Below are 23,091 nucleotides of genomic sequence, written 5' to 3'. Positions count from 1 at the left end.
ATCGAATCTTAAAGGGTAACGGAGGGAATATGCTATGTCAAAAAAAGTATTAGTATTAAGTGAAGTTCGTGAAGGAAGCTTACGTAATGTTTCTTTCGAAGCAATTGCAGCTGCAAAACAAATCGCTGATGGTGGCGAAGTTGTTGGGGTACTTTTAGGGGATGCTGTAGCAGGTTTAACAGGTCCACTATTTGAATATGGTGCTGATCGAGTAGTAACAGTGGAACATCCACATTTAAAACAATATACATCTGATGGCTATAGTCAAGCATTATTAGCTGTTATCGAGCAAGAACAACCAGCAGGTATTGTCTTTGGTCATACAGCAAATGGGAAAGATTTATCGCCAAAAATTGCAAGCAAATTGCAAGCAGGTCTGGTATCTGATGTCACTGCTATTGAAGGTGCCGGCGATGATGTGGTATTCATCCGACCAATTTACTCTGGTAAAGCCTTTGAAAAGGTAAAAGTTAAAGAAGGCGTTGTTTTAGCTTCTATTCGTCCAAATAACATTACACCTTTAGAAAAAGCAGATGGAAAAACAGGTGATGTGTCTGCAATCACTGTAGAGATTACAAACCTGCGAACAATTATTAAAGAAGTTGTTCGTAAATCTTCAGAAGGTGTAGATCTTTCAGAAGCGAAAGTAGTTGTTGCTGGTGGTCGTGGTGTGAAATCAGAAGAAGGTTTCGAGCCATTAAAAGAGCTAGCTGATTTACTAGGCGGTGCAGTAGGTGCATCACGTGGTGCATGTGACGCTGAATACTGTGATTACTCGCTGCAAATCGGACAAACAGGTAAGGTTGTAACACCAGATCTTTATATTGCAGCAGGTATTTCGGGCGCAATTCAGCATTTAGCTGGAATGTCCAATTCAAAAGTCATTGTTGCTATCAATAAAGATCCTGAAGCAAATATTTTCAAAGTAGCGGATTATGGTATCGTAGGAGATTTATTTGAAGTTATTCCGCTTCTAATTGAAGAATTTAAAGCATTAAAAGTGAATGCGTAATACAAATGCAGGAAGGGATAACCCTTCCTGTTTTTTTATATTGCTTTCCATTTTAAAAAGTACTATTTGAAAATTATTGCAAAATAAAATATTGACATAATTAACGATAGACATTATAGTGATGGATACATTAATGATTTGAAACGCAAAGATTAGGAGTAGTAAAAGCTCGTTATTCGGTGAAGAGAGCTGCGGGTTGGTGCAACGCAGACCAATAAGACTTTGAACTTGCCTAGGAGTGGTAACACAAATAGAATTATCAGATTATTCTATTTGTTTGACGATTAACCTTCGTTACAAGGTTTTTTAAGCTGGGTTCTCAAGAGCCAATTAGAGTGGTACCGCGGTTTGCTGATAGCATATCGTCTCTTCTTTCATTTGATGATGAAGGAATAGATGGTATGCTTTTTTGATATTTAGGAGGTAAGAAAGTGGAAAAAAACAAGCAACAATTAACAAGAACAATGACCTCGCGTCATATCACGATGATGGCGTTAGGTGGTGCCATTGGCGCGGGATTATTTAAAGGAAGTAGTGCAGCCATTGATATGGCAGGACCATCTGTGCTGATTGCGTATTTAATCGGCGGCATTATTTTATTATTTGTTATGCAAGGCTTAGCAGAAATGGCCGTGCGTAATAAAGAAGCGAGAACCTTTAGAGATTTAGTGCAATCCGTGTTAGGTAAATACCCTGCGTATTTCCTAGATTGGATCTACTGGAAAATGTGGGTTTTAAATATTGCAGCAGAGTCTGTCGTGGCTGCTATCTTTATTCAATATTGGTTACCAGAATATCCAATTTGGATACTGGCACTATCTGTTTCTGTGTTAGTAACAGCGATTAATTTATTATCCGTAAAAATCTTTGCAGAAACAGAATATTGGCTAGCATTAATCAAAATTACTGTTATTATTGTCTTTATCATTGCAGGACTTATTTTATTGCTTGTGACGTTTGGAAATCATAGTGCTGTTGGTTTTGCTAACTTAACGGAGCATGGTGGGTTCTTCCCTAATGGCTCGACTGGCTTAATTGCTGCCATGCTTGTAGTTATCTACTCCTATGGTGGGACAGAAATCATCGGGATTACATTAGCTGAAACGAAAAATCCGGAAAAAGTAGTACCAAAAGCTGTTCGCAGTACATTAGTACGTATTGTTACTTTTTATTTACTGCCATTCTTTATTATCGTAAGCTTGATTCCTTGGAATGAAGTAAATGGGGTTCCTGAAAGCCCGTTTGTCATGGTTTTTAAAATGGTTGGTATTCCAGGGGCAGACCATATTATGAACGCTGTTGTTTTACTTGCCATTATTTCATCAATGAATTCAGGACTGTATGGTTCATCACGCGTACTCTATACACAGGCTGTAGATGGACGTGTGCCTAAAATCTTTGCTTATTTATCGAAACGAAAAGTACCAGTATATGCTATTTTAATGTGTACTTTAGCGATGTATTTAGGGGTTATTTTATCTTTATATGCGGGAAGCAAAACATTTGATTTTCTAATGGGATCACTTGGTTATACTGTGTTATTTATTTGGTTAATTATTGCGATTGCCCATTTAAAATCACGTAAAAAACAAGCAGAGCACACAAGTGCCTATGAAGTAAAATGGTTCCCTTATACGACTTGGATAGCTATATTGGCGTTAAGTGCGATTCTCATCGGAATTATTTTCACCACATCTATTATTGTGACAGGCATTACGTTAGCTATTTACCTTTTTATTAAGTTAACCTATGTATTGAAGGGTCGTTATCAAGTCAATTAATGACTGTGTATTGATTTTTCGACACAGATTTGCATAAAAAATACATTGTAGGCAGATTGTTCGCTCAAGTGAATTTATCCATGCTATACTACAAGCATAGTAAGTTTAAGGAGGATTTCAAATGGCAATTGTACATGCAACAGATGCTACGTTCCAGGACGATATTAAAGAAGGGTTAGTACTAGTAGACTTTTGGGCTGCTTGGTGCGGACCATGTAAAATGATTGGGCCAGTTCTTGAAGAAATGGACGCAGCAGGTAGTGCGGCTAAAATTGTAAAAGTTGACGTTGACAATAACCAAGGTACTGCAGCTCAGTATCAAATTATGTCAATCCCATCTTTACTATTATTTAAAGATGGAGAATTAGTTGACAAAACAGTAGGCTTCCAACCAAAAGAAGCTTTAGAAGCATTTATCGCAAAACATGCGTAATGAATGAAGTTCACAAAGCCGAGCCATCAATGGATGTGTTCGGCTTTTTTTCGTTATATAATAAAGAAAATAACTAACATGATTCTAATGAGGGGAATTTTTACTTAGGGGGGCAGGTAGGTAATGAACGATTTAATAAAGCGAAAACTGGATATTTTACCAGATCAACCTGGCTGCTATTTGATGAAGGATCGACAAGGGACTATCATTTATGTCGGTAAAGCAAAAGTTCTAAAAAACCGTGTACGCTCTTATTTTACGGGAACACATGAAGGGAAAACGCAAAGGCTTGTAGGTGAAATAGAAGATTTTGAGTATATTGTAACGTCATCAAATATTGAAGCACTTATTTTAGAGCTGAATCTCATCAAATTACATGATCCAAAATATAATGTCATGTTAACGGATGATAAGACCTATCCATATTTAAAAATTACGAATGAAAAACATCCTCGTCTGATTACGACACGGAAGGTAAAAAAGGATAAGGCAAAATATTTTGGTCCTTATCCGAATGCCTATGCAGCAAGTGAAACGAAAAAGCTATTGGATCGATTGTATCCGCTGCGCAAATGTGTACAATTACCTTCCAAGGTTTGCTTGTACTATCACATGGGTCAATGCTTAGCACCTTGTGTGAAGGAAATTGATGGTCAGGTTTATCAAGAAATGATTGAGGATATGACGAAGTTTCTAAATGGTGGTGTGGAGGCAGTCAAAAAAGAGCTTGAAGTTAAAATGCTAGCAGCTGCAGAAAACCTAGAATTTGAGCGAGCGAAGGAATTCCGAGACCAAATTGCCCATATTGATACGGTTATGCAGAAACAAAAAATAGTTTCAAGTGATACAACAAATCGAGATGTATTTGGCTATGCTGTTGAAAAAGGATGGATGTGTGTTCAGGTTTTCTTTGTGCGCCAAGGAAAGCTGATTGAGCGAGATGTCTCAATTTTCCCGATCTATCAAGATGCAGAGGAAGAATTTTTAACATTTGTTGGGCGCTTTTATGAAAAGCCAGAGCATATTAAGCCAAAAGAAATTTTTATTCCACAAGCCATTGATGCAGCTATCTTAACAGAATTATTAGAAATTAAAGTGCTCACACCGAAAAGAGGTCAAAAGAAGGAATTGGTTGAATTAGCTACCAAAAATGCTGAGATTGCTGTGGCAGCTAAATTCCAGCTAATAGAGCGCCAGGAAGAACGTACGATTGGTGCTTGTGAGGCACTTGGCGAAGCAATGGGTATTAGTACTCCTTTACGAATTGAAGCTTTTGATAATAGTCATATGCATGGAACGGATGCAGTGTCTGCTATGGTTGTTTTCATTGATGGGAAGCCTGCGAAAAAGGAGTACCGAAAATATAAAACGCGTACAGCAGCCAAGCATGATGATTACGGTGCAATGCAGGAGGTTATACGTCGTCGCTATATCCGTGTTTTAAAGGAAGGACTACCATTACCAGATTTAGTCTTAATTGATGGTGGTAAGGGACAAATGGAAGTAGCCCGTGAAGTACTAGAAGATGAGCTTGGTCTTGTTATACCGATTGCTGGTTTAGCCAAGGATGATAAGCATAATACATCTCAGCTCTTGTTCGGTGATCCACCAGAAGTGATTAGCTTAAAACGTACAAGTGATGGCTTTTATTTATTACAACGAATTCAAGACGAAGTCCATCGCTTTGCTATTACCTTCTTGCGTCAACAGCATGAGAAGCATACCATTCAATCTGTATTAGATCATATTGAAGGGGTAGGACCAAAACGAAAGCAACAGCTTCTTAAACATTTCGGTTCAGTCAAAAAAATTCGAGAGGCGAGCGAGCTAGCATTACAGGAGGCTGGGATGTCCGCTAATTTAGCAAGCCAAATTTTTAGCTATTTTCAGCAACAATCATTGTCAAAGGAATAGGCATGTGCTATGGTTATAAATAACATTGTTTTCAATGTTATGGAGAGCCAACTGCGTGACTAGTTTGTTTACGCTAAGGCTTAATGAATTGAATACATTCACTTTAAAGTGATGATAGAGGTGCAAGATTCAAGAGTAACACAATGGAGGATGGACAAGTCCAGAGATATTGTGTGAAAGGGGAGCTTGCCGAAGTACAGTATTGTTGTTCCATTGCTGTACTGGTTTTGCATTTAAGAAATGTAAGACTGTCGATTCTAAACGTTTCGGAGAGCTATCACACATGCGCAAGTTACGATTATTGTACATGTTATAGGCAGCTTTCACGTTATGTGGAGGCTGCCTTTTAGTTTTCTAGAAACGGTTTTACCCCCCATAATTTGGTGAAATACATGAACTGGAAGGGAGAACGAAAGAAATGGCTAAAGTCGTGATGAAGTTTGGAGGAGCTGCATTAGCTTCTACTGAACAAATCCAAGAGGCTGCTAGGAAAGCGATTGCTGAAAAGGACAAAGGATTGGATGTAGTAGTGGTCGTTGCAGCAATGGGACACACTGCGAAAGAGATGAAAATGATGGTACACCAACTAACTGACGATGTGTCGAAAAGAGAATTAGATGCAGTTTTGTCAACTGGCTCTCAATTATCTAGTGCTTTATTTGCCATTGCCTTGCAGGAAGCAGGCTATGAGGCTGTGTCTCTAACTGGATGGCAAGCTGGTATACATACGGATGGTATGTATCGACATGCTCGTATCGACTATATAGATATTAGTCGTATGGAAGAACATTTTGCACAGGGACAAATTGTGGTTATTGCTGGAGAACAAGGGATTGACGAAGTGCACAATATCACCACGCTTGGAAAAGGTGGAGCTGAAACAGCTGCTGTTGCACTTGCCATAGCGTTGGAAGCGGAGAGAGTAGATATGTATACAAATGTGGATGGTGTTTATACAGCAGATCCACGATATGTTCCCAATGCCCAAAAGCTTCAAGAAATTTCATATGATGAAATGTTGGAATTATCGAATTTAGGGTCTCATATCATACATCCTCGTGCGGTGGAGTTAGCGAAGAAATTTCAAATGCCTGTTATTATACGTTCAAGTTTAATAGAATCAGTAGGCACTTTATTGAAGGAGGAAGTGGAAATGGAAAAAAATTTAGTCGTTCGTGGTGTTGCATTTGAATCAGATATTATTCGTTTAACAGTAGGGTATGATGCTTTTTCCAATGCTTCATTAGCAGATATATTTACGGTTCTTGCAGAGAACCGTATTAATGTAGATATTATTGTCCAAGCCATTATTGATGGGTTGAAGCCAACTGTATCGTTTTCCATTTTAAAAGAGGAATTTGCGGAAGCATTACGTGTTTTAGAGGATAGTAAATTATCACTTGGATTTAGTTTTGCTGACTTCGAAATTGGACTAGCAAAAGTTTCTATTATTGGTTCAGGCATGGCTTCCAATCCAGGCGTTGCTGCTCGTATGTTTGATCGGTTACGTCGTGAAAATATCCCTGTAAAAATGGTTAGTACTTCTGAAATAAAAGTGTCCGTTGTTGTACCACAGGATGATATGATCCAAGCAGCTAATGCTCTCCATGATGAGTTTAATTTAGAGCAAGCACTTTACATATAATAATAGAAGAAACAGCATTTTATGTAATTGACCGAAATAAAAGGAAGAAAAAAGAAGGATTGTCATCCCATTCTTTAATGGGAAACAATCCTTTTTAATTATTCTGAGGGAATGGTATTCATAATACGTTCTTTAACGTCCCATTTGACTGTAAACATGACGTATTGTTGCTTTTCCCGTTTTTCATTATAGCATTCTGTTAGGTAGCCTTTAGCTAGTTGAATTTGCTCTGCTATAAATCCAGCTTCAAGTTTAAAGCTGCGCTGCTTTATTTGCAGAATTTCAGGGTCATTTGTCAACTGGAAAATACGTCCATCTTTTGATTCCTTTATGAGTTCTAATGTACCCCAGCAGGCATCTGCGAAAAATGCGATAAGTTCATCTTGACTTTTACATGGGAACTTGCGAGCAAGCTCTTTACCTGCCCAATAAAGGACGTCATCTTCATGTTTACCAAGTATAGAAGATAGAATATGATCACGAATGATCTCATAGCCAAATGATGAGATTGTAGGAGATGGAGTGTTTAACATTGTTATCCTTCTTTCTTAGAATTTTCTTAAAATTTAACGGTAATAAAGTAATGATAGATTTTTCGAGAAAAAACGACGCATCATGTACTAGATTAGTTCTTTAATAAGCTCTATGAAAAACTCCGAGTTGCCTTGACGCTCGTAGCTCTTGAGAGTACAATAAACATGTCATAATATTGTACCATGATGAAATACACAGTCAATGAAGTATCATTTACAAAATGATGACTTCTTTTGTTGTGCTATTTTAAGTACTAAGGGGGGTAACAGTCTTGTCGAAAGATCGAGAGTTTTTATGGCGTCGCTTACATTCTCTACTTGGGATCATTCCAGTAGGTCTGTTTTTAACGATGCACCTGTTCATTAACTTTACAGCAACAGGCGGGGCAGAAAGTTACAACGATGCTACCGCAGTAATGGAAAAGATTCCATTCCTTATCCTAGTTGAATGGATTGTCATCTATATTCCATTAATGTTCCACGCATTCTATGGTGTCTACATTGCATTCACTGCTACACCAAACACTGGACGTTTCAGCACGTACCGTAACTGGATGTTCTCTTTACAACGTTTTACTGGTGTATTCTTAGTGATATTCATTGCATGGCATATTTTCCAAACTCGTATTCAAAAAGCACTTGGCACACACGTTGATTACGACATGATGGCGAATATTGTTGCTAATCCATTCATGCTTGGATTCTACATTGTTGGTATTTTATCAGCAACTTTCCACTTATCTAACGGTTTATGGGCATTCCTAGTAAGCTGGGGTATTACACAATCTCCTCAGTCTCAAAAGATCGCTACTTACGTAACAAACATTCTTTTCGTAATTCTAAGTGTAGTTGGTGTGGCTGCTATTTTAGCTTTCGTATAATTCAATAGAAGCTACGATAGAGCACATGCAATCATTGCAATTTTTTAAGAGGAGTGAGAAATAATCATGGCGAAAAGCAAAATAATTGTTGTCGGCGGTGGTCTTGCCGGTCTGATGGCAACGATTAAAGCAGCTGAAGTTGGTACTGAAGTTGATTTATTCTCATTAGTTCCTGTAAAACGCTCACACTCTGTTTGTGCGCAAGGCGGAATTAATGGTGCGGTAAATACTAAAGGTGAAGGGGATTCTCCATGGATCCACTTTGATGATACAGTATATGGTGGGGACTTCCTAGCGAACCAACCACCAGTAAAAGGTATGTGTGATGCAGCACCTGGCATTATCCACTTAATGGACCGTATGGGTGTTATGTTCAACCGTACACCAGAAGGGCTTTTAGATTTCCGTCGTTTTGGTGGTACTTTAATGCACCGTACAGCTTTCTCTGGTGCAACAACTGGTCAACAATTACTATATGCGCTAGATGAGCAAGTTCGTTCTCATGAAGTAGCTGGTTTAGTAAATAAATATGAACACTGGGAATTCCTTGGTGTTATTATCGATGAAGACGGCGTTTGTCGTGGTATCGTAGCGCAAGATATGCGTACAGAAGAAATTAAATCATTCCGTGCAGACGCTGTTATTATGGCGACTGGTGGCCCTGGTATTATCTTCGGTAAAACAACAAACTCTGTTATTAACACAGGTTCTGCTGCTTCTATCGTTTATCAACAAGGTGCTTCATATGCGAATGGTGAATTCATTCAAATTCACCCAACAGCGATTCCTGGAGATGACAAAAACCGTCTAATGTCAGAATCAGCTCGTGGTGAAGGTGGTCGTATTTGGACTTATAAAGACGGTAAACCTTGGTACTTCCTAGAAGAAAAATACCCAGCTTATGGTAACTTAGTACCACGTGATATTGCAACACGTGAAATTTTCGACGTTTGTGTAAACCAAAAACTTGGTATCAATGGCGAAAACATGGTATACCTAGATCTTTCACATAAAGATCCACATGAATTGGATGTTAAACTTGGTGGTATCATCGAAATCTACGAAAAATTCGTAGGGGATGACCCACGTAAATTACCAATGAAAATTTTCCCAGCTGTCCACTATTCAATGGGTGGATTATGGGTTGACTACAATCAAATGACTGAAATTCCTGGTCTATTTGCAGCAGGTGAATGTGATTACTCTCAACATGGTGCAAACCGTCTTGGTGCAAACTCATTATTATCTGCTATCTACGGTGGTATGGTTGCAGGACCAAACGCAGTAGACTATGTAAAACACCTTAAAAAGCATGCAGAAGATCTTCCACAAGAGATTTACGATGCTCGTGTAAAAGAGGAACAAGCGAAATGGGATGCTATCATGAAAATGGAAGGCACAGAAAACGCTTACTTACTGCATAAAGAGCTTGGTGAAATGATGACTGCTACAATGACTGTAGTACGTTACAATGATCAGCTTGAAGATACATTGAAAAAACTTGATGAGCTTACTGAGCGCTGGAGCAACATCAACATCAATGATACGCAAAAATGGAGCAATCAAGGCGCGCACTTTACACGTCAGCTTAAAAATATGTTAGTGCTTGCAAAAGTAATGACAAAAGGTGCACTATTACGTAATGAATCTCGTGGTGCACACTATAAACCTGATTTCCCTAACCGTGATGACGAGAACTTCTTAAAAACAACAATGGCGAAGTTTGACCCAGCTACTGGTAATCCAATCATCACGTACCAAGAAGTCGACGTTTCATTAATCCCACCACGTAAACGCGACTACTCTGCGAAAGGAGACTAAAAGTTATGCAAATCGCAGCAAATACTGGAAGAATGGTCAAAGTGGAAATCTTACGTCAAGATACACAAGGCGGCAATAGCTACTGGCAAAAATTCCAAGTGCCTTACCGTCATGGTATGAACGTAATTTCAATTTTAATGGAAATTCAAAAAAATCCTGTTACTGAAGATGGTGTAAACACATCACCAGTATCATGGGATATGAACTGTTTAGAAGAAGTTTGTGGTGCATGTTCAATGGTGATCAATGGCCGTCCGCGTCAATCATGTTCTACACTAGTAGACCAATTGACAGAGCCGATTAAATTGGAGCCAATGAAAACATTCCCTGTTATTCGTGACCTACAAGTTGACCGTGAACGTATGTTCAACGCGCTTAAAAAAGTTAAAGCATGGGTACCAATCGATGGTACGTATGATTTAGGTGAAGGTCCACGTATGCCAGAAGGTAAACGTCAATGGGCTTATGAACTATCTAAATGTATGACTTGTGGTGTATGTATGGAAGCATGTCCAAACGTGTCTGAAAAGGCTTCATTCATCGGACCAGCTCCATTATCACAAGTACGTCTTTTCAACACTCACCCAACTGGTGCTATGATTAAAGATGAACGTTTAAATGCGATTATGGGTGACGGTGGCCTTGCAAACTGTGGTAACTCTCAAAACTGTGTTGCTGCATGTCCAAAAGGTATTCCTTTAACAACATCCATCGCTTCATTAAACCGTGCAACTACAGTGCAAATGTTCCGTAACTTCTTCGGTTCTGACCACTACGTAGACTAATATACGGACAAGCTGAACTCCCTTACACGAAGTGTAAGGGAGTTTTTTAAAGTTATAGAAATGAAATTTATCAAGTGTTATTTACGTTTTTTCTATGATAATATAGTATTTTCTTTTATAATGAATATGTATTCATTTTGTTTGCCGTTGATTGATAAAAGACGGGCAATTACATGACAGGGGATGGTATATCATGAAGGCAAATTATATCGATAATTTTCAAGAGTGGGAAAAGGGTTTTTCATTTTTTAGTGAGGTACGAGTGCGATTTTCAGAAACAGACATGTATGGTCATATGAACAATACGATTAGCTTTACATATTTTGAGCAGGCAAGAATTGATTACTTCCGACATTTAGGAATTTTAATGCCCTCAGTTGGAGAAGAGAATGTGAAATCTATACCCATTGTAGCCGATTTACAATGTGATTATGTAAGGCAGGTTTTCTTTGATGATGTACTACGAATCTATACAAAAATCGCGCAAGTTGGGAATTCGTCGCTGGACATTCACTATCTAGCAAAAAATCAAAAGGACGAAATCTGTTTCACTGGTCGTGGCACAATTGTGCAAATGGATCCTCGTACAGGTAAAAGTGTGCCGATTTCAGAGGAAGAAAAAACAAAATTCATTCAGTTGGCCATTCTGCCTCACTAGTTCAATATATAAGTATATGTAAATTAAGTGAAATAGTAGGTTTTACTTTTTACGTAAAATTTATGAATGTAACAATGTAATTTTCGAAATTTTTAAGGAAACATGGAATAATCATGCAAATAGCCGTCACCGCTTCCTGCCCCTTAACATAAGTTACAATACGTGCGGGGGAGGAGGGTGTAACTGAATGAATGGCTCTCATCATCGTTCTCTTTTAACAAACCGAGAACGTGAAATATTTGCGCTTTTATTAGCTGAAAAAACAACGAGAGATATTGCAGAGCAGCTTGGTATTAGTGAAAAAACAGTGCGAAATCACATTTCCAATACAATTCAAAAGCTAGGTGTAACGAATCGATCTCAGGCGTTAATTGAGCTGTTACGCTTGGAAGAATTTAAATTAGACTAATGGACACTTGCTATTTCGTGAAAAAAACGACAAAATAGAACTATTCAACGTATTATTAGGAGTGAAATAGTTATATGTCGGATGAAGTAACAAAGCACTCACCTGAAACCGTTGCAACGGTTGAAAAGGAATTACGCTATATAGCGGCCATCGTGAAGCAAAAGGGAAGAGAAATTGTTTCCGATTATGCGATTACGCCGCCACAATTTGTTGCATTACAGTGGTTAGAAGAGCTTGGTGATATTACAATTGGCGAATTATCAAACCGTTTATATTTAGCTTTTAGCACGACAACAGATTTAGTGGACCGAATGGAGAAAAATGAATTAGTCAAGCGTGTGCGTGATGAAAATGATCGCCGTGTCGTTGTCGTTCATCTTCTCGAAAAGGGCGAACGTATCATTCAAGAAGTAATTGAAAAAAGACAGCAATATTTGCAAGAGATGCTTGTTGGTTTTAATGAACAAGAAGTCGCGCAATTATCAAGCTATTTAGAAAAACTACATGTACACATGAAACAGGATTGAGGCGGAAAGTATGAATGCCCCGATAGGCGTTATTGACTCAGGAGTAGGCGGTTTAACCGTAGCAAAAGAAATCATGAAGCGATTGCCAAACGAAACGATTTATTATATTGGCGATACAGCAAGGTGTCCGTATGGTCCAAGAAGTCGTCAGGAAGTACGGAATTTTACTTGGCAAATGGCAAAAGCACTCGAAAAAATGAATGTTAAGATGCTCGTTATAGCTTGTAATACAGCGACTGCAGTAGCACTCGAAAGTTTACAAAGAAATATGCCTTTTCCAGTACTAGGTGTTATCAATGCTGGCGCACGTGCAGCTGTAAAAAAAACGAAGCGACATGAAGTCGTTGTGCTTGCAACAGAAGGAACAATTAAAAGTGGGGCGTATGAAGAAGCCTTATTGTCACTCAATACGTCAACACATATTATTCCACTAGCTTGTCCCACATTCGTACCACTTGTAGAAAGTGGCGAATATAAAGGTGACTTTGCAAATAATTTAATAGCAGAAGGCTTAAAGCCGTTGAAAAATCGACAATTTGATACGGTTATTTTAGGGTGTACACATTATCCTATTTTACAAAAACAAATTGAAGCTGTTGTCGGAGAAGATGTGAATGTTTTATCTTCTGCGGAGGAAACAGCAAAGGATGTACAGGAAATGTTAGCGTATAATGGCACTTTAGCAAATGCAAATGCGGTGCCTGCTCATAGATTTTTTGCAACTGGTTCTGTCCCAATTTTCCGTTCGATTGCTGAGAATTGGTTAGAGCAAGGTACTCTCGACATAAAACGTATCACATTAAAATAAAAAATCAGCTTAGCAACAGGCTAGGCTGATTTTTTACGTTTTTAGCATTGTACATAAGCCACCGAGTACTTTTTTGATGGCACAAATTATGATAAGATGAGGGCGCGAAAGTTTTTAGGAGGAACGAAATATATGACAAGATATGATGGTAGAAATGCAGATGGGCTACGACCTGTGAAAATAGATAGTGAGTATCTATTACACCCTGAAGGCTCCGTATTAATTCAAGTAGGCAATACAAAAGTAATTTGCACCGCAACGATTGAAGACAAGGTACCTGGTTTTCTACGTGGGCAAGGGAAAGGGTGGATTACAGCCGAGTATTCCATGCTGCCTCGTGCAACCGCTCAACGTACACCACGTGAATCCTCTCGTGGGAAAGTCAATGGTCGTACAATGGAGATACAGCGCTTGATTGGGCGTGCATTGCGTGCTGTAGTCGATTTAGAGGCGCTAGGCGAACGTACTGTATGGATTGACTGTGATGTCATTCAAGCGGATGGCGGTACTCGTACAGCATCCATTACGGGAGCATTTGTTGCCATGACACAGGCCATTGCTAAATTTGCTGAAGAAAAGCCATTTGAAAAATTCCCAGTAACAGACTTTTTAGCAGCTACAAGTGTTGGGATCGTTGAAGAACAAGGCGCTATTCTTGATTTAAATTATGTAGAAGATGTGGCTGCAGCTGTTGATATGAACATTGTGATGACAGGCGCAGGACGATTTGTTGAATTACAAGGTACTGGTGAGGAAGCTACTTTTTCTCGTGAAGAACTAAATGAATTGTTAGTATTAGGTGAAAAAGGCATACAACAATTAGTGGAGCTTCAAAAAATAACGCTTGGTGAACTGGCACACAAAGTTGGAGGGAATCAATAATATGAAACAAGTAGTCATCGCCACAAAAAATAAAGGAAAAGCAAAAGATTTTGAAGCATTATTTGGACCACTTGGTTATGAAGTCGTAACAATGTTTGAAGTGGCACCAGATATGGAAATAGAAGAAACAGGAACAACATTCGAAGAAAATGCCATCTTAAAAGCAGAAGCATTGGCGAAGGAGCTTAATACCATTGTTATTGCAGATGACAGTGGTTTAGCAGTAGATGCATTAAATGGTGAGCCAGGTGTGTACTCCGCTCGCTATGCTGGTGACCATGACGATGAAGCAAACATGATTAAACTGTTAGAAAATTTACAAGGCGTCGAAGATGACAAACGTACAGCACGTTTTTGCTGCTGTATTGCAATTGCAGGACCTGATTTCGCAACAACAACGGTATTTGGTACATGTGAAGGCGTCATTGCCCATGAAAAGCGCGGAACGAATGGCTTTGGCTATGATCCAATCTTTTTTGTGCCAAGCTTAAATCGAATGATGGCTGAGCTTTCACCAGAGGAAAAGGGTTCTATTTCTCACCGAGGCAATGCAATTCGCAAGTTAAAGGAGCAATTACCGAATCTTATCAAATAAGAGGTGATATCCATGAAAATGCTTGTTATGAGCGATACACATGGTGACAGCCATGTCATCGAAAAGGTTAGAGGTTTTTATCCTGAAATAGATATAGTGGTTCATTGTGGAGATAGTGAACTTCCCTATTCACATGAGGCATTAGAAGGATTGAAAAAAGTACGTGGAAACTGTGATCGTGAGAAAGCTTTCCCTGAAGAAGAAATTTTCATGGTCCATGATGTAAAGATTTTTGTGACACACGGTCATTTATTCAATGTGAAAAATTCCATCTTATCATTATCCTATCGTGCTAAAGAAGTAGGTGCACAGATCGTTTGCTTTGGTCATTCACATATTCTTGGTGCCGAAATGATGGATGATATCCTATTTTTAAATCCAGGCAGCTTATTAAAACCACGTGGTCGTAAAGAGAAAAGCTTTGCTGTTGTGGAAATCAATGCGACATCTTTTAAAGTTGATTGCATGACAGATGATAATCAATGTATGGCTACATATACATTTGATCGACAATAATAGAGAAAATCCGCATAACTAGTAAAGTATGCGGATTTTTATTTGGGCTACTGATAATGGTAAAATTGCCTATGAATGATTCATGCTGAATTAGCAAAAATAAATCGTAAAGTCAATAAAGGAGAAAATATGAAAAAAACAATTGGCTGGCATTTTGATAATAGTTACGTTCAACTACCAAGTATTTTTTATTCCGACATATCGTTAAATCCTGTTCGTTCACCAAAATTGATCTTATTAAATGAATCAGTTGCAGCCTCACTTGGGTTAGACATTCAGGCTTTAAAGAGTGAGGAAGCATTAGCCGTTTTAGCTGGTAATACAACTCCAGAAGGTGGCGAACCGATTGCACAGGCTTACGCAGGGCATCAATTTGGTCATTTTAATATGCTAGGTGACGGTAGGGCTCTATTATATGGGGAGCAAATCACACCTCAAAAGGAACGGTATGATATTGCTTTAAAAGGATCAGGTAGAACACCTTATTCTCGCGGTGGAGACGGGCGAGCCGCATTAGGTCCAATGCTAAGAGAATATATTATTAGTGAAGCGATGTTTGCACTAGGGATCCCAACTTCACGTAGTCTAGCAGTAGTCACTACAGGTGAAATGATTATTCGAGAAACGGAACTACCAGGCGCTATTGTCACAAGAGTTGCAAGTAGTCATTTGCGGGTAGGGACATTTCAATATGCTGCGCAATGGGGGACAGATGAGGAGCTACAGCTTTTAGCTGATTATGCAATAGAACGACATTACGCAGCTAATATTGGCAATCAAAATCGTTATCTTTATTTGTTAAATCAAGTCATAAAGAAACAAGCCTCCCTTATAGCAAAGTGGCAGTTAGTGGGCTTTATCCACGGCGTCATGAACACCGATAATATGACCATTAGCGGTGAAACCATTGATTATGGTCCTTGTGCATTCATGGACATCTATGATCCTGCGACTGTGTTTAGCTCGATTGATCACCAAGGACGCTATGCTTATGGAAATCAGCCCAATATCGGTGGCTGGAATTTAACGCGCTTAGCAGAGTCCTTACTACCTTTAATTGATGATGATCAAGAAAAAGCCATTCAACTGGCACAAGAAACGCTACAACAGTATCCAAAATTATATGTAGAAAATTGGTTGGAAGGTATGCGTGCAAAGCTAGGCATTTTTAATGAGGAGCAAGAAGACATCAAGCTTGTTGAAGAGCTTCTTCAGCTTCTTCAGCAATATCAAGCTGATTATACGAATACATTTATCGCCTTAACATTTGAGCAATTGGAGGATTCCCCATTATTTAATGCATCAGCTTTTAAAGACTGGCATCACAAATGGCAAGCTCGATTAGCGAGACAGCAGCAAACAAAAGACATGTCACAACAATTAATGCGTCAACATAATCCAGCTGTTATTCCACGAAACCACAGGGTAGAAGAAGCTTTGGAAGCGGCTGTAGAACAAGGCGATTATAGTGTGATGAACAACTTACTAAAAGTCCTAGCCCAGCCATATGCTCATACGAAAGACCAACAAGAATACGCTTCATTACCTGAACCGACTAATCAACCATATCGTACGTTTTGTGGCACATAACTAAAAACGAGAGCTATTTATTCTCTCGTTTTTTATTTGTAAAGGCACTCTACCGTATTCAAACGCATATTCTATGTATGAATAAAAATAAAGGAGAATAGGGTTGGTGCATAAGTATTCAAAGGGTTGGTTTGTCAAAGTTTTACGTGCTCATGGAATTATGGTTCATCCTCAATTTAAAAGTCATTTAGGCTTATATAAAGAATCTGAATTACGAAACTTATATTATCGTTATGTCGAAATAGAGTCTGCTGACCAAAATCAATAGATCGTTTGTTTGAAGAACTCCTTTCTAGGAAAAACTAGTGATTAGAAAGGAGTTTTACGATGTGGATGATGACTCAAACATGGCAAGATGTTCTATTTTTACATTGGCCGATAGCCCCTCAAGAACTCGAAAAACATGTACCTAAAGAACTGAAGCTCGATCTCTTTGAACAAAATGCCTGGCTTAGTGCTGTCCTTTTTAAAGTTTATCGACATCGGCTACGCTTTTTACCACCTCTTCCTGGGATGAATACCTATTTACAATTGAATGTCCGAACATATGTGGAGTATAACGGCATGAAAGGCATTTATTTTTTTCATTTAGATGTGACGAATAATTTCTTATCAAAAATTACGGCAATAGGTAGCTTGCCATATCGCCATTCCAACATCCTAGTAAAACAAAGAGGGAATCACTATTCATATACAAGCCATTACAAAGCATGTGACGAAAGATTGAGGGTTATTTATACTATAGGAGACAAGACCAATACTAATTTTGACCGATGGATTGTAGAGCGCTACCATTCATGGGCGAAATGGAAGGATACACTTTTTCGCATTGATATTCACCACTCCCCGTGGGAATTAAAAAGAGCCAACGTAACGATTGAAAGCAATACATTAGCCTCTTTTATGAAGGGGAAACTTCAGGGCATGCAGCCTCGTGCTCATTATGCTAAAAACAAAACGGCGAGAGTTTTTCCTCCAGTAGTTGAGCATAAAATGATCATAAATCCATCAAGATTTTTGCATTAAAAGAGGTAGCAAAATTGCATAACGATGGCGCTGGCAATCATATCCGACATCGCAAGTGCCTCTGCTTCAATTTCATCAAATACCTCTACATCTGCCTGATAATCTTTTTGTATCATCGTGACAGCTTCATTTTTCGTTAAAGCTAAATGCGTATAAAACATTTTTTGTACGGCCTCTCTAGTTAGGTATGGATTGATTGTATGCAAAAAGAAAGCAATATCATCTGCATTACGATACCATTCCCTCTCTTTAGCTTCCGCTGTGGTAGCGTCACCTTTCGCAGCAGCTGTCACTAATTGAGCCGCAATTACCAGATGCTCTTTAATTAAAGCTGCATAACGATCCGCCACGGAGTCACCATAAAAGGGGCGTAAACAATTCCCTAAATCGGTTGCATTGCGTAGCAAACGCTGCTGCACAAAGGGTAAATCAGGCAAATTAAACACAATGCTAATAATAGTCATCCGTGTCCAATTCACATGCTCCATCCAAAGTAAGCGGTTCATAGCCATAAAGTCTGCTTCGCCTTTACTAATACAGCGTCGGTAATCATTTGACTGTAAAATGTGACGAATCGGAGCCGTATACTGCGTATAGGGAGCATGATACAGCTGACTTAATGAAAAACCATTTGAATAGGGGTACAAGGCTTCACTCCTTCTTGTTCTTTCTCCTACAGTAGCATACTCTAAGGAATCTCGGAGTATGAAGAACAAGAAAGAAAAGAAGAGACGACAAAATTACGCTTCATACATCATTTTCTTCGTCATGCCACCATCAACTGTAAGATTAATACCTGTCACAAAGTTATTGATCGGGTTTGTTAAATAGAGACAAGCCTGTGCAATATCCTCAGGCAGACCAACCCTTCCTGACAAATGCTGCGCATGGTCGATTGGCCGTAGTGCCTCGTAATCACCTGTTTCAATCCACCCAGGGGAAATACAATTCACTGTAATTTGATCTGACCCTAAAGATCGCGCTAAAGCATGTGTTAACGCGATGATACCACCCTTTGTAGCCGCATAAGCTTCTGAATGAGGCTCTGACATTTCAGCTCGCGTTGAGGCCAGCGAAACAATGGAACCACCCTTTGCATTATGCCGCATCACTTTTGCAGCCTCTCTGGCACAGAAAAAGGTACCCGTTAAATTCGTCTGCAACAAATCCTGCCACTCATCAAACGTTACCTCATAGGGAGATTGATGCTGGAACTTCCCAGCATTATTAATTAAAATATGAATGGTTCCATATTGCTCAACAGCTCGCTGCATCAAATGAATGATATCCTGTTCCTTTGTCACATCCGTTGGCACAAATAATGCAGAGTAGCCTTGAGCAAGCATATCCTGTTCTAACTGTTGACCTAAGCCTGCCTTCAAATCAGCAATCACCACTTTTGCACCTTGTTGTGCATATGCAAGCGTAATACCCTTACCAATCCCTTGTGCACCACCTGTGACCATAACGACTAAATCTTTAAACATCCACAAACCTCCTACTTTTTTATCGCCAATAGTGTAGCAAATATTTTGCTATCCGTCCTGTTAAGAGGGTGAAGAAATGGTATAATGGACGCTGTAGCAACATATGATAAAAAATATGAGGCAAACCTTGCCTGCATAGTAAAATTAATGTTGACATTATGCTATAAAGTACATATAATAAATATTGTCCTTCCTATGGAATACATAAGAAACGACATCATGTCTCAGTAGCTCAGCTGGATAGAGCAACGGCCTTCTAAGCCGTCGGTCGGGGGTTCGAATCCCTCCTGGGACGTCAAGCAAAGCCTTACAGCCATAACGGCTGTAAGGCTTTTTGTTTTTATGCAAGAATGTATAATTATTTGTTTGGTGCCCAAGAGGTGCCCAAATCATTCTTTTTCATCGAAAAGTTTATCAAAATGAGAACTAGCTCGTTGATCTGTTTCTTGTAAAAGATGTCCGTAAGTATTCATTGTAGTTGTGATATTAGAATGACCTAATCTCGACTGAATAACTTTAGGATGTTCACCAGCATGAATTAATAGGGTAGCCGAAGTATGTCTTAAATCGTGAAAACGAATTCTAGGCAAATCTGGATTCCTTTTCATAAAACGATCCCACCACTGACTTATTGAATCTGGACGATAAGGTTTACCAAACTCATTTGAGAAAAGAAAAATATGTCCTTCCCATTCTCGCTCGTCATCAGCTTCTTCTAATTGATATTTTTTTACTGCAGCAAGTGTAACTAAATCATTCATGATATTTGAAGGAATCGTCACTACACGTTTTCTTTTACCCTTTGTTTCTTTTACGATGATTCCTTCTCCAGTTAAATTAACTAAAGCTTGTTCTATTAATAAGGTATTATTTTCTATGTTTAGGTGTTTTTCTTCGATGGCTACTAGTTCACCTTGTCGAGCAGCACTAACTACGGCAAGTTCAACTAACAATCGTTTTTCAGCAGTCTCTCTATTATTTAATCGCTCAAATAATATTTTAACTTGTTCCTCGTTATAGGCTTTTCCTTCCTCGTATTTAAGTTTTGGTAGCTTTATGTTTTTACAAGGACTTTCTTCTATTAGATTCCACTCAACTGCTACATTCATAATGCTAGCGAATGCTTTATAAATGTTATGGATAGTTGAGGGAGCTAATTCACTTTCTTCACCATCTAATCTACGTTTTTTCTTTTGTAAGTCACCGATAAAGAATACTACATCCACTTTTTTTATATCCTTTAATTTCATATGCCCGAAAATAGGGAGGATGCGCTTTTCTAAATGTGTACAGTTATCGTGAAACGACCGTGCACTATAATGTTGTTTTGCATAATTTTCTTTCCATCTAGGAAAAAGATTGTTTAGAGTAATAGAATCAATATCACTAAAATAGACATCTTTATTTTGCTTCATTTCTTCTTCAAACAGTATGAGTAGACGCATTGCTTCTTTCTCGTTTTTAGCTTCTACATTTTTTGTCTTACGAATCCGACGATTACCACGATACCCTAAATCAGCGATAAGTTTAAATTTGTTCTTACTAATTTTCTGTACGTATCCCATGTTAATAACTCCTTTCAACTAGATTACAATTCTTAAAAAAATGATTGTTTAAGTAATGATTCAGTCTCTTTTCAGCGAAGTCATATTCAACTTTGAAAAGTAGACAAATTTTAATAGTCGCCAATTCTTCATCTATAGGAAGTCTAATTTTATTTAACATAAAAGTAGGAACACAAGCTTGCAAAGCAAAATTATTCGCTTTCCATTCCTGGTACTCTCTAAATAAAGGGTGAGTTTTTGTTTGATTGCCAGAATGTGAGATTACATGGCCTAATTCATGACAAAATTCTTGCCATTGTTCTTGCTTAGATAATCTTGAATCTATAATTATTATATTGTCGTAACTTACTGAATCTGTTGGTAAGTAAATTACTGTGAAGCCAAGCTTCGGGCCAATTATCCGCGGATCTAAGTGAGAAGGTTTAGTTACCCCAATACTAGTGTATAAATCGCGAACGTAATCTTCTAAATGAGTATAAACAAACGTCATAACATCCCTCTTTTACAAACATATGTTCTTTTGATGTTAACAAAAAAATTCACCAGTGGAAAGGCGAATTTTTAAATGTCTGGAAAGTCTACATAAGAATGTAAAATCACTTCTTATTTTCTTGTTGCTTTTTCCATACCTCGTAATAAACTTCGAATTGCTCTAAAGCATCAAGCAAATTTTCGGGTTGGTTTTTAAAAAACAAATTTTCTCTAGTTAAGAAGAAATCAATAACTTCTTTTTGATATGCACTTAAATTGTTATAGTCATCGTCCGAGATACCAGCTTGTTTATGTAAAGCATTCTTGTTATCAGTTCTACCTAGTAGATAATCTACAGATACATCATAAAAGTCAGCTAATTTACTTAAGGTTTCAAAGTCAGGTTGTGTTGAAGAAGTTTCATAACGAGCATATGTTGATCTATTGATTGTAAGGCGGTCAGTTAGTTCTTTTTGAGACAAACCTTTTTCAGTTCGTAATTTTTTTAATATCTCGCCATATTTCATACAGTACGCTCCTTTCTATTCTCTCTATTATAGGTGAATTTTTTGCACAATAAATAATTTGTGAAAAAACTACACAAAATGTATTGACTGTGCAAAAAATGCACGATATACTATGTGTAAGAAATGCACAAAGGAGGTGGTGACATGTTTCCAGAAATTTTAAAGGAACAGCGAAAAGCTCTCAAATTATCCCATGAACAAGTATCAAATATGGTGGGAATTGAACGCTCTTATTACACCAAAATAGAGAATGGATTAAAACCAAGTGTAAAAGTTGCACAAGCTATTGCTAAAGTATTAGGTATTGACTGGACGATTTTTTTTATTGAATTTTGTGCAAAAAATGCACAAGAGAAAACAGCGTGATACAAGGAGGAATAACAATGAATTTAATCTTAGTTCAAAGCCGAGCATTCAATTCTGTTGTATGTGATTTATGGCAAAACGAAAATGGCGATGTGTTTATGACGCGCAAACAAATAGGTGAAGCGCTTGAATATTCAGAACCAGAAACAGCTATTCGTAAAATTCATAAGCGACACGAGGAACGTCTTGACCAATTTTCAGTACAGACCAAACTGGTCGGAACTGATGGTAAGCAATACGAAACGTTCATCTACAACGAAAAAGGTATTTACGAAGTCATCCGAAAAAGCCAACAACCAAAAGCAGATGAATTTTACGACTTCGTATACGACTTATTAGAAAGTTTGCGTAAAGGTGAATTGAAAATCGTTCAAACGCAACCACAATTACCAACTAATTACAAAGAAGCCTTACTGGCGTTAGTCAAAGAAGTTGAAATGAACGAACAACTTGAAATCGAAAAGCAAATGTATCAGCAACAAGTAGCTGATATGCAACCAATCGTAACTTACGTTGACGAAGTACTGAAATGTACTGATTTACTCCTAACTTCGCAGATTGCAGAGGATTACGGAATGAGTGCATACGCACTAAATAAATTATTAAACGAGCATGGCATTCAATACAGCTTGAATAAACAATGGTTACTGTATAGCAAGTTCAAAGGTCAAGGCTACACAAAATCTGAAACGAAAGAATACAAAAAGCCAGATGGTTCCACTGGTGTAAGACTTCATACAAAGTGGACGCAAAAAGGGCGTTTATTCCTTTACGAAACTTTAAAAGCAAAAGGCATTTTACCAACGATGGAGCGAATGAAGTTAAAGCTCATTGAAGGTAATAAACAACTAGCATAGGA

26 protein-coding genes, 1 tRNA gene, 1 riboswitch and 1 other annotated feature are annotated in these 23,091 nt (G+C 38.2%); of the genes, 21 read left to right on the top strand and 6 right to left on the bottom strand.

Features of this window, described 5'->3' with window-relative positions; all coding sequences use genetic code 11:
- The first annotated feature begins 34 nt into the window (after positions 1-34).
- The 5 genes from NY607_RS07375 to NY607_RS07355 all read left to right on the top strand — a co-directional run bounded on the left by NY607_RS07375 (position 35) and on the right by NY607_RS07355 (position 6,785).
- Entirely contained in the window at positions 35-1,012 is a 978-nt protein-coding gene (locus NY607_RS07375) for an electron transfer flavoprotein subunit alpha/FixB family protein (RefSeq protein WP_237898410.1), read from the top strand.
- A 139-nt stretch (positions 1,013-1,151) separates the two neighbouring features.
- Positions 1,152-1,385: a binding site (T-box leader), on the top strand.
- 58 nt (positions 1,386-1,443) lie between these two features.
- Entirely contained in the window at positions 1,444-2,793 is a 1,350-nt protein-coding gene (locus tag NY607_RS07370) for an amino acid permease (protein WP_259419396.1), read from the top strand.
- 121 nt (positions 2,794-2,914) lie between these two features.
- A complete protein-coding gene (trxA, locus tag NY607_RS07365) occupies positions 2,915-3,226 on the top strand; it encodes a thioredoxin (RefSeq protein ID WP_004226420.1) in 312 nt (103 codons plus the stop codon).
- 123 nt (positions 3,227-3,349) lie between these two features.
- On the top strand, positions 3,350-5,140 hold the full coding sequence (gene uvrC / locus NY607_RS07360; RefSeq protein WP_259419395.1) for an excinuclease ABC subunit UvrC: 1,791 nt from the start codon (positions 3,350-3,352) through the stop codon (positions 5,138-5,140).
- Between the two features lie 107 nt (positions 5,141-5,247).
- A riboswitch (Lysine riboswitch) is annotated at positions 5,248-5,425 on the top strand.
- A 133-nt stretch (positions 5,426-5,558) separates the two neighbouring features.
- Positions 5,559-6,785, top strand: coding sequence for an aspartate kinase (locus tag NY607_RS07355; RefSeq protein ID WP_237898405.1), 1,227 nt, complete (start codon positions 5,559-5,561; stop codon positions 6,783-6,785).
- Positions 6,786-6,883: 98 nt separating this feature from the next.
- Here NY607_RS07355 and NY607_RS07350 read toward each other — a convergent pair whose 3' ends face one another.
- On the bottom strand, positions 6,884-7,318 hold the full coding sequence (locus tag NY607_RS07350) for a YslB family protein (RefSeq protein WP_048393678.1): 435 nt from the start codon (positions 7,316-7,318) through the stop codon (positions 6,884-6,886).
- Positions 7,319-7,590: 272 nt separating this feature from the next.
- Here NY607_RS07350 and NY607_RS07345 point away from each other — a divergent pair, with 272 nt between their 5' ends.
- From NY607_RS07345 to NY607_RS07285, 13 genes are all read left to right on the top strand, one after another.
- Entirely contained in the window at positions 7,591-8,199 is a 609-nt protein-coding gene (locus NY607_RS07345) for a succinate dehydrogenase cytochrome b558 subunit (protein WP_004226428.1), read from the top strand.
- Between the two features lie 66 nt (positions 8,200-8,265).
- Entirely contained in the window at positions 8,266-10,020 is a 1,755-nt protein-coding gene (gene sdhA / locus NY607_RS07340; RefSeq protein ID WP_237898404.1) for a succinate dehydrogenase flavoprotein subunit, read from the top strand.
- Between the two features lie 5 nt (positions 10,021-10,025).
- Positions 10,026-10,805: a succinate dehydrogenase iron-sulfur subunit gene (gene sdhB / locus NY607_RS07335; protein WP_004226431.1), complete on the top strand. Its 780-nt coding sequence runs from the start codon at positions 10,026-10,028 to the stop codon at positions 10,803-10,805.
- 193 nt (positions 10,806-10,998) lie between these two features.
- A complete protein-coding gene (locus NY607_RS07330) occupies positions 10,999-11,463 on the top strand; it encodes an acyl-CoA thioesterase (RefSeq protein WP_131521388.1) in 465 nt (154 codons plus the stop codon).
- 187 nt (positions 11,464-11,650) lie between these two features.
- Positions 11,651-11,872 carry a helix-turn-helix domain-containing protein gene (locus NY607_RS07325; RefSeq protein ID WP_004226437.1) on the top strand — a complete coding sequence of 74 codons (222 nt, stop codon included), beginning with the start codon at positions 11,651-11,653 and terminating at the stop codon, positions 11,870-11,872.
- A 74-nt stretch (positions 11,873-11,946) separates the two neighbouring features.
- Positions 11,947-12,399 (top strand): MarR family winged helix-turn-helix transcriptional regulator, encoded by a 453-nt coding sequence (locus tag NY607_RS07320; protein ID WP_016991542.1) that lies wholly within the window; start codon positions 11,947-11,949, stop codon positions 12,397-12,399.
- Positions 12,400-12,409: 10 nt separating this feature from the next.
- Positions 12,410-13,207 carry a glutamate racemase gene (gene racE, locus NY607_RS07315; protein WP_004226440.1) on the top strand — a complete coding sequence of 266 codons (798 nt, stop codon included), beginning with the start codon at positions 12,410-12,412 and terminating at the stop codon, positions 13,205-13,207.
- 132 nt (positions 13,208-13,339) lie between these two features.
- The gene (rph, locus tag NY607_RS07310; protein ID WP_259419393.1) at positions 13,340-14,089 is read left to right on the top strand and encodes a ribonuclease PH; all 750 of its coding nucleotides are present in this window, start codon (positions 13,340-13,342) and stop codon (positions 14,087-14,089) included.
- Position 14,090: 1 nt separating this feature from the next.
- Positions 14,091-14,684, top strand: coding sequence for an XTP/dITP diphosphatase (locus tag NY607_RS07305; protein ID WP_004226443.1), 594 nt, complete (start codon positions 14,091-14,093; stop codon positions 14,682-14,684).
- Between the two features lie 12 nt (positions 14,685-14,696).
- Entirely contained in the window at positions 14,697-15,200 is a 504-nt protein-coding gene (locus NY607_RS07300; protein WP_131521390.1) for a metallophosphoesterase, read from the top strand.
- Between the two features lie 129 nt (positions 15,201-15,329).
- Positions 15,330-16,790, top strand: a complete 1,461-nt coding sequence (locus NY607_RS07295) for a protein adenylyltransferase SelO (protein ID WP_259419392.1) — start codon at positions 15,330-15,332, stop codon at positions 16,788-16,790.
- Between the two features lie 106 nt (positions 16,791-16,896).
- The gene (locus NY607_RS07290) at positions 16,897-17,058 is read left to right on the top strand and encodes a DUF2639 domain-containing protein (protein WP_083225372.1); all 162 of its coding nucleotides are present in this window, start codon (positions 16,897-16,899) and stop codon (positions 17,056-17,058) included.
- A 59-nt stretch (positions 17,059-17,117) separates the two neighbouring features.
- On the top strand, positions 17,118-17,816 hold the full coding sequence (locus NY607_RS07285) for a YqjF family protein (protein ID WP_131521392.1): 699 nt from the start codon (positions 17,118-17,120) through the stop codon (positions 17,814-17,816).
- Here NY607_RS07285 and NY607_RS07280 read toward each other — a convergent pair.
- Positions 17,813-18,463: a hypothetical protein gene (locus NY607_RS07280; protein ID WP_131521393.1), complete on the bottom strand. Its 651-nt coding sequence runs from the start codon at positions 18,461-18,463 to the stop codon at positions 17,813-17,815. The genes NY607_RS07285 and NY607_RS07280 overlap by 4 nt on opposite strands.
- 93 nt (positions 18,464-18,556) lie before the next feature.
- Positions 18,557-19,303: an SDR family NAD(P)-dependent oxidoreductase gene (locus tag NY607_RS07275; RefSeq protein WP_259419391.1), complete on the bottom strand. Its 747-nt coding sequence runs from the start codon at positions 19,301-19,303 to the stop codon at positions 18,557-18,559.
- Positions 19,304-19,524: 221 nt separating this feature from the next.
- Between NY607_RS07275 and NY607_RS07270 the strand changes: the two genes are divergently transcribed.
- Positions 19,525-19,598: transfer RNA gene (locus NY607_RS07270), tRNA-Arg, on the top strand.
- Between the two features lie 94 nt (positions 19,599-19,692).
- Here the strand turns inward: NY607_RS07270 and NY607_RS07265 are convergent.
- The 3 genes from NY607_RS07265 to NY607_RS07255 form a co-directional block, all read right to left on the bottom strand.
- Complete coding sequence (locus NY607_RS07265; RefSeq protein ID WP_259419390.1) at positions 19,693-20,868, bottom strand: tyrosine-type recombinase/integrase; 1,176 nt, start codon at positions 20,866-20,868, stop codon at positions 19,693-19,695.
- Position 20,869: 1 nt separating this feature from the next.
- Positions 20,870-21,358 carry an ImmA/IrrE family metallo-endopeptidase gene (locus tag NY607_RS07260; RefSeq protein ID WP_259419389.1) on the bottom strand — a complete coding sequence of 163 codons (489 nt, stop codon included), beginning with the start codon at positions 21,356-21,358 and terminating at the stop codon, positions 20,870-20,872.
- A gap of 106 nt (positions 21,359-21,464) precedes the next feature.
- Entirely contained in the window at positions 21,465-21,866 is a 402-nt protein-coding gene (locus NY607_RS07255; protein WP_237898400.1) for a helix-turn-helix domain-containing protein, read from the bottom strand.
- Between the two features lie 144 nt (positions 21,867-22,010).
- On the opposite strand from NY607_RS07255, the gene NY607_RS07250 reads away from it, so the two are divergent.
- The gene (locus NY607_RS07250) at positions 22,011-22,232 is read left to right on the top strand and encodes a helix-turn-helix domain-containing protein (RefSeq protein WP_237898398.1); all 222 of its coding nucleotides are present in this window, start codon (positions 22,011-22,013) and stop codon (positions 22,230-22,232) included.
- 17 nt (positions 22,233-22,249) lie between these two features.
- On the top strand, positions 22,250-23,089 hold the full coding sequence (locus tag NY607_RS07245; protein WP_259419388.1) for a phage antirepressor KilAC domain-containing protein: 840 nt from the start codon (positions 22,250-22,252) through the stop codon (positions 23,087-23,089).
- The last annotated feature ends 2 nt before the right edge of the window (positions 23,090-23,091 follow it).

This window comes from Lysinibacillus sp. A4, assembly GCF_024919535.1.
Lineage (GTDB): Bacteria > Bacillota > Bacilli > Bacillales_A > Planococcaceae > Lysinibacillus > Lysinibacillus capsici.
This window is presented reverse-complemented; position numbering and strand designations above follow the sequence as displayed.

Excerpts from the sequence above, each read along its gene's own strand:
- NY607_RS07255 (WP_237898400.1), bottom strand. The coding sequence starts at position 21,866 with ATGAAATATGGCGAGATATTAAAAAAATTACGAACTGAAAAAGGTTTG.
- NY607_RS07355 (WP_237898405.1), top strand. The coding sequence starts at position 5,559 with ATGGCTAAAGTCGTGATGAAGTTTGGAGGAGCTGCATTAGCTTCTACT.
- NY607_RS07350 (WP_048393678.1), bottom strand. The coding sequence starts at position 7,318 with ATGTTAAACACTCCATCTCCTACAATCTCATCATTTGGCTATGAGATC.
- uvrC (WP_259419395.1), top strand. The coding sequence starts at position 3,350 with ATGAACGATTTAATAAAGCGAAAACTGGATATTTTACCAGATCAACCT.
- NY607_RS07305 (WP_004226443.1), top strand. The coding sequence starts at position 14,091 with ATGAAACAAGTAGTCATCGCCACAAAAAATAAAGGAAAAGCAAAAGAT.
- rph (WP_259419393.1), top strand. The coding sequence starts at position 13,340 with ATGACAAGATATGATGGTAGAAATGCAGATGGGCTACGACCTGTGAAA.
- NY607_RS07275 (WP_259419391.1), bottom strand. The coding sequence starts at position 19,303 with ATGTTTAAAGATTTAGTCGTTATGGTCACAGGTGGTGCACAAGGGATT.
- NY607_RS07330 (WP_131521388.1), top strand. The coding sequence starts at position 10,999 with ATGAAGGCAAATTATATCGATAATTTTCAAGAGTGGGAAAAGGGTTTT.
- trxA (WP_004226420.1), top strand. The coding sequence starts at position 2,915 with ATGGCAATTGTACATGCAACAGATGCTACGTTCCAGGACGATATTAAA.
- NY607_RS07320 (WP_016991542.1), top strand. The coding sequence starts at position 11,947 with ATGTCGGATGAAGTAACAAAGCACTCACCTGAAACCGTTGCAACGGTT.
- NY607_RS07260 (WP_259419389.1), bottom strand. The coding sequence starts at position 21,358 with ATGACGTTTGTTTATACTCATTTAGAAGATTACGTTCGCGATTTATAC.
- racE (WP_004226440.1), top strand. The coding sequence starts at position 12,410 with ATGAATGCCCCGATAGGCGTTATTGACTCAGGAGTAGGCGGTTTAACC.
- NY607_RS07250 (WP_237898398.1), top strand. The coding sequence starts at position 22,011 with ATGTTTCCAGAAATTTTAAAGGAACAGCGAAAAGCTCTCAAATTATCC.
- NY607_RS07300 (WP_131521390.1), top strand. The coding sequence starts at position 14,697 with ATGAAAATGCTTGTTATGAGCGATACACATGGTGACAGCCATGTCATC.
- sdhA (WP_237898404.1), top strand. The coding sequence starts at position 8,266 with ATGGCGAAAAGCAAAATAATTGTTGTCGGCGGTGGTCTTGCCGGTCTG.
- NY607_RS07375 (WP_237898410.1), top strand. The coding sequence starts at position 35 with ATGTCAAAAAAAGTATTAGTATTAAGTGAAGTTCGTGAAGGAAGCTTA.
- NY607_RS07245 (WP_259419388.1), top strand. The coding sequence starts at position 22,250 with ATGAATTTAATCTTAGTTCAAAGCCGAGCATTCAATTCTGTTGTATGT.
- NY607_RS07295 (WP_259419392.1), top strand. The coding sequence starts at position 15,330 with ATGAAAAAAACAATTGGCTGGCATTTTGATAATAGTTACGTTCAACTA.
- NY607_RS07265 (WP_259419390.1), bottom strand. The coding sequence starts at position 20,868 with ATGGGATACGTACAGAAAATTAGTAAGAACAAATTTAAACTTATCGCT.
- sdhB (WP_004226431.1), top strand. The coding sequence starts at position 10,026 with ATGCAAATCGCAGCAAATACTGGAAGAATGGTCAAAGTGGAAATCTTA.
- NY607_RS07325 (WP_004226437.1), top strand. The coding sequence starts at position 11,651 with ATGAATGGCTCTCATCATCGTTCTCTTTTAACAAACCGAGAACGTGAA.
- NY607_RS07285 (WP_131521392.1), top strand. The coding sequence starts at position 17,118 with ATGTGGATGATGACTCAAACATGGCAAGATGTTCTATTTTTACATTGG.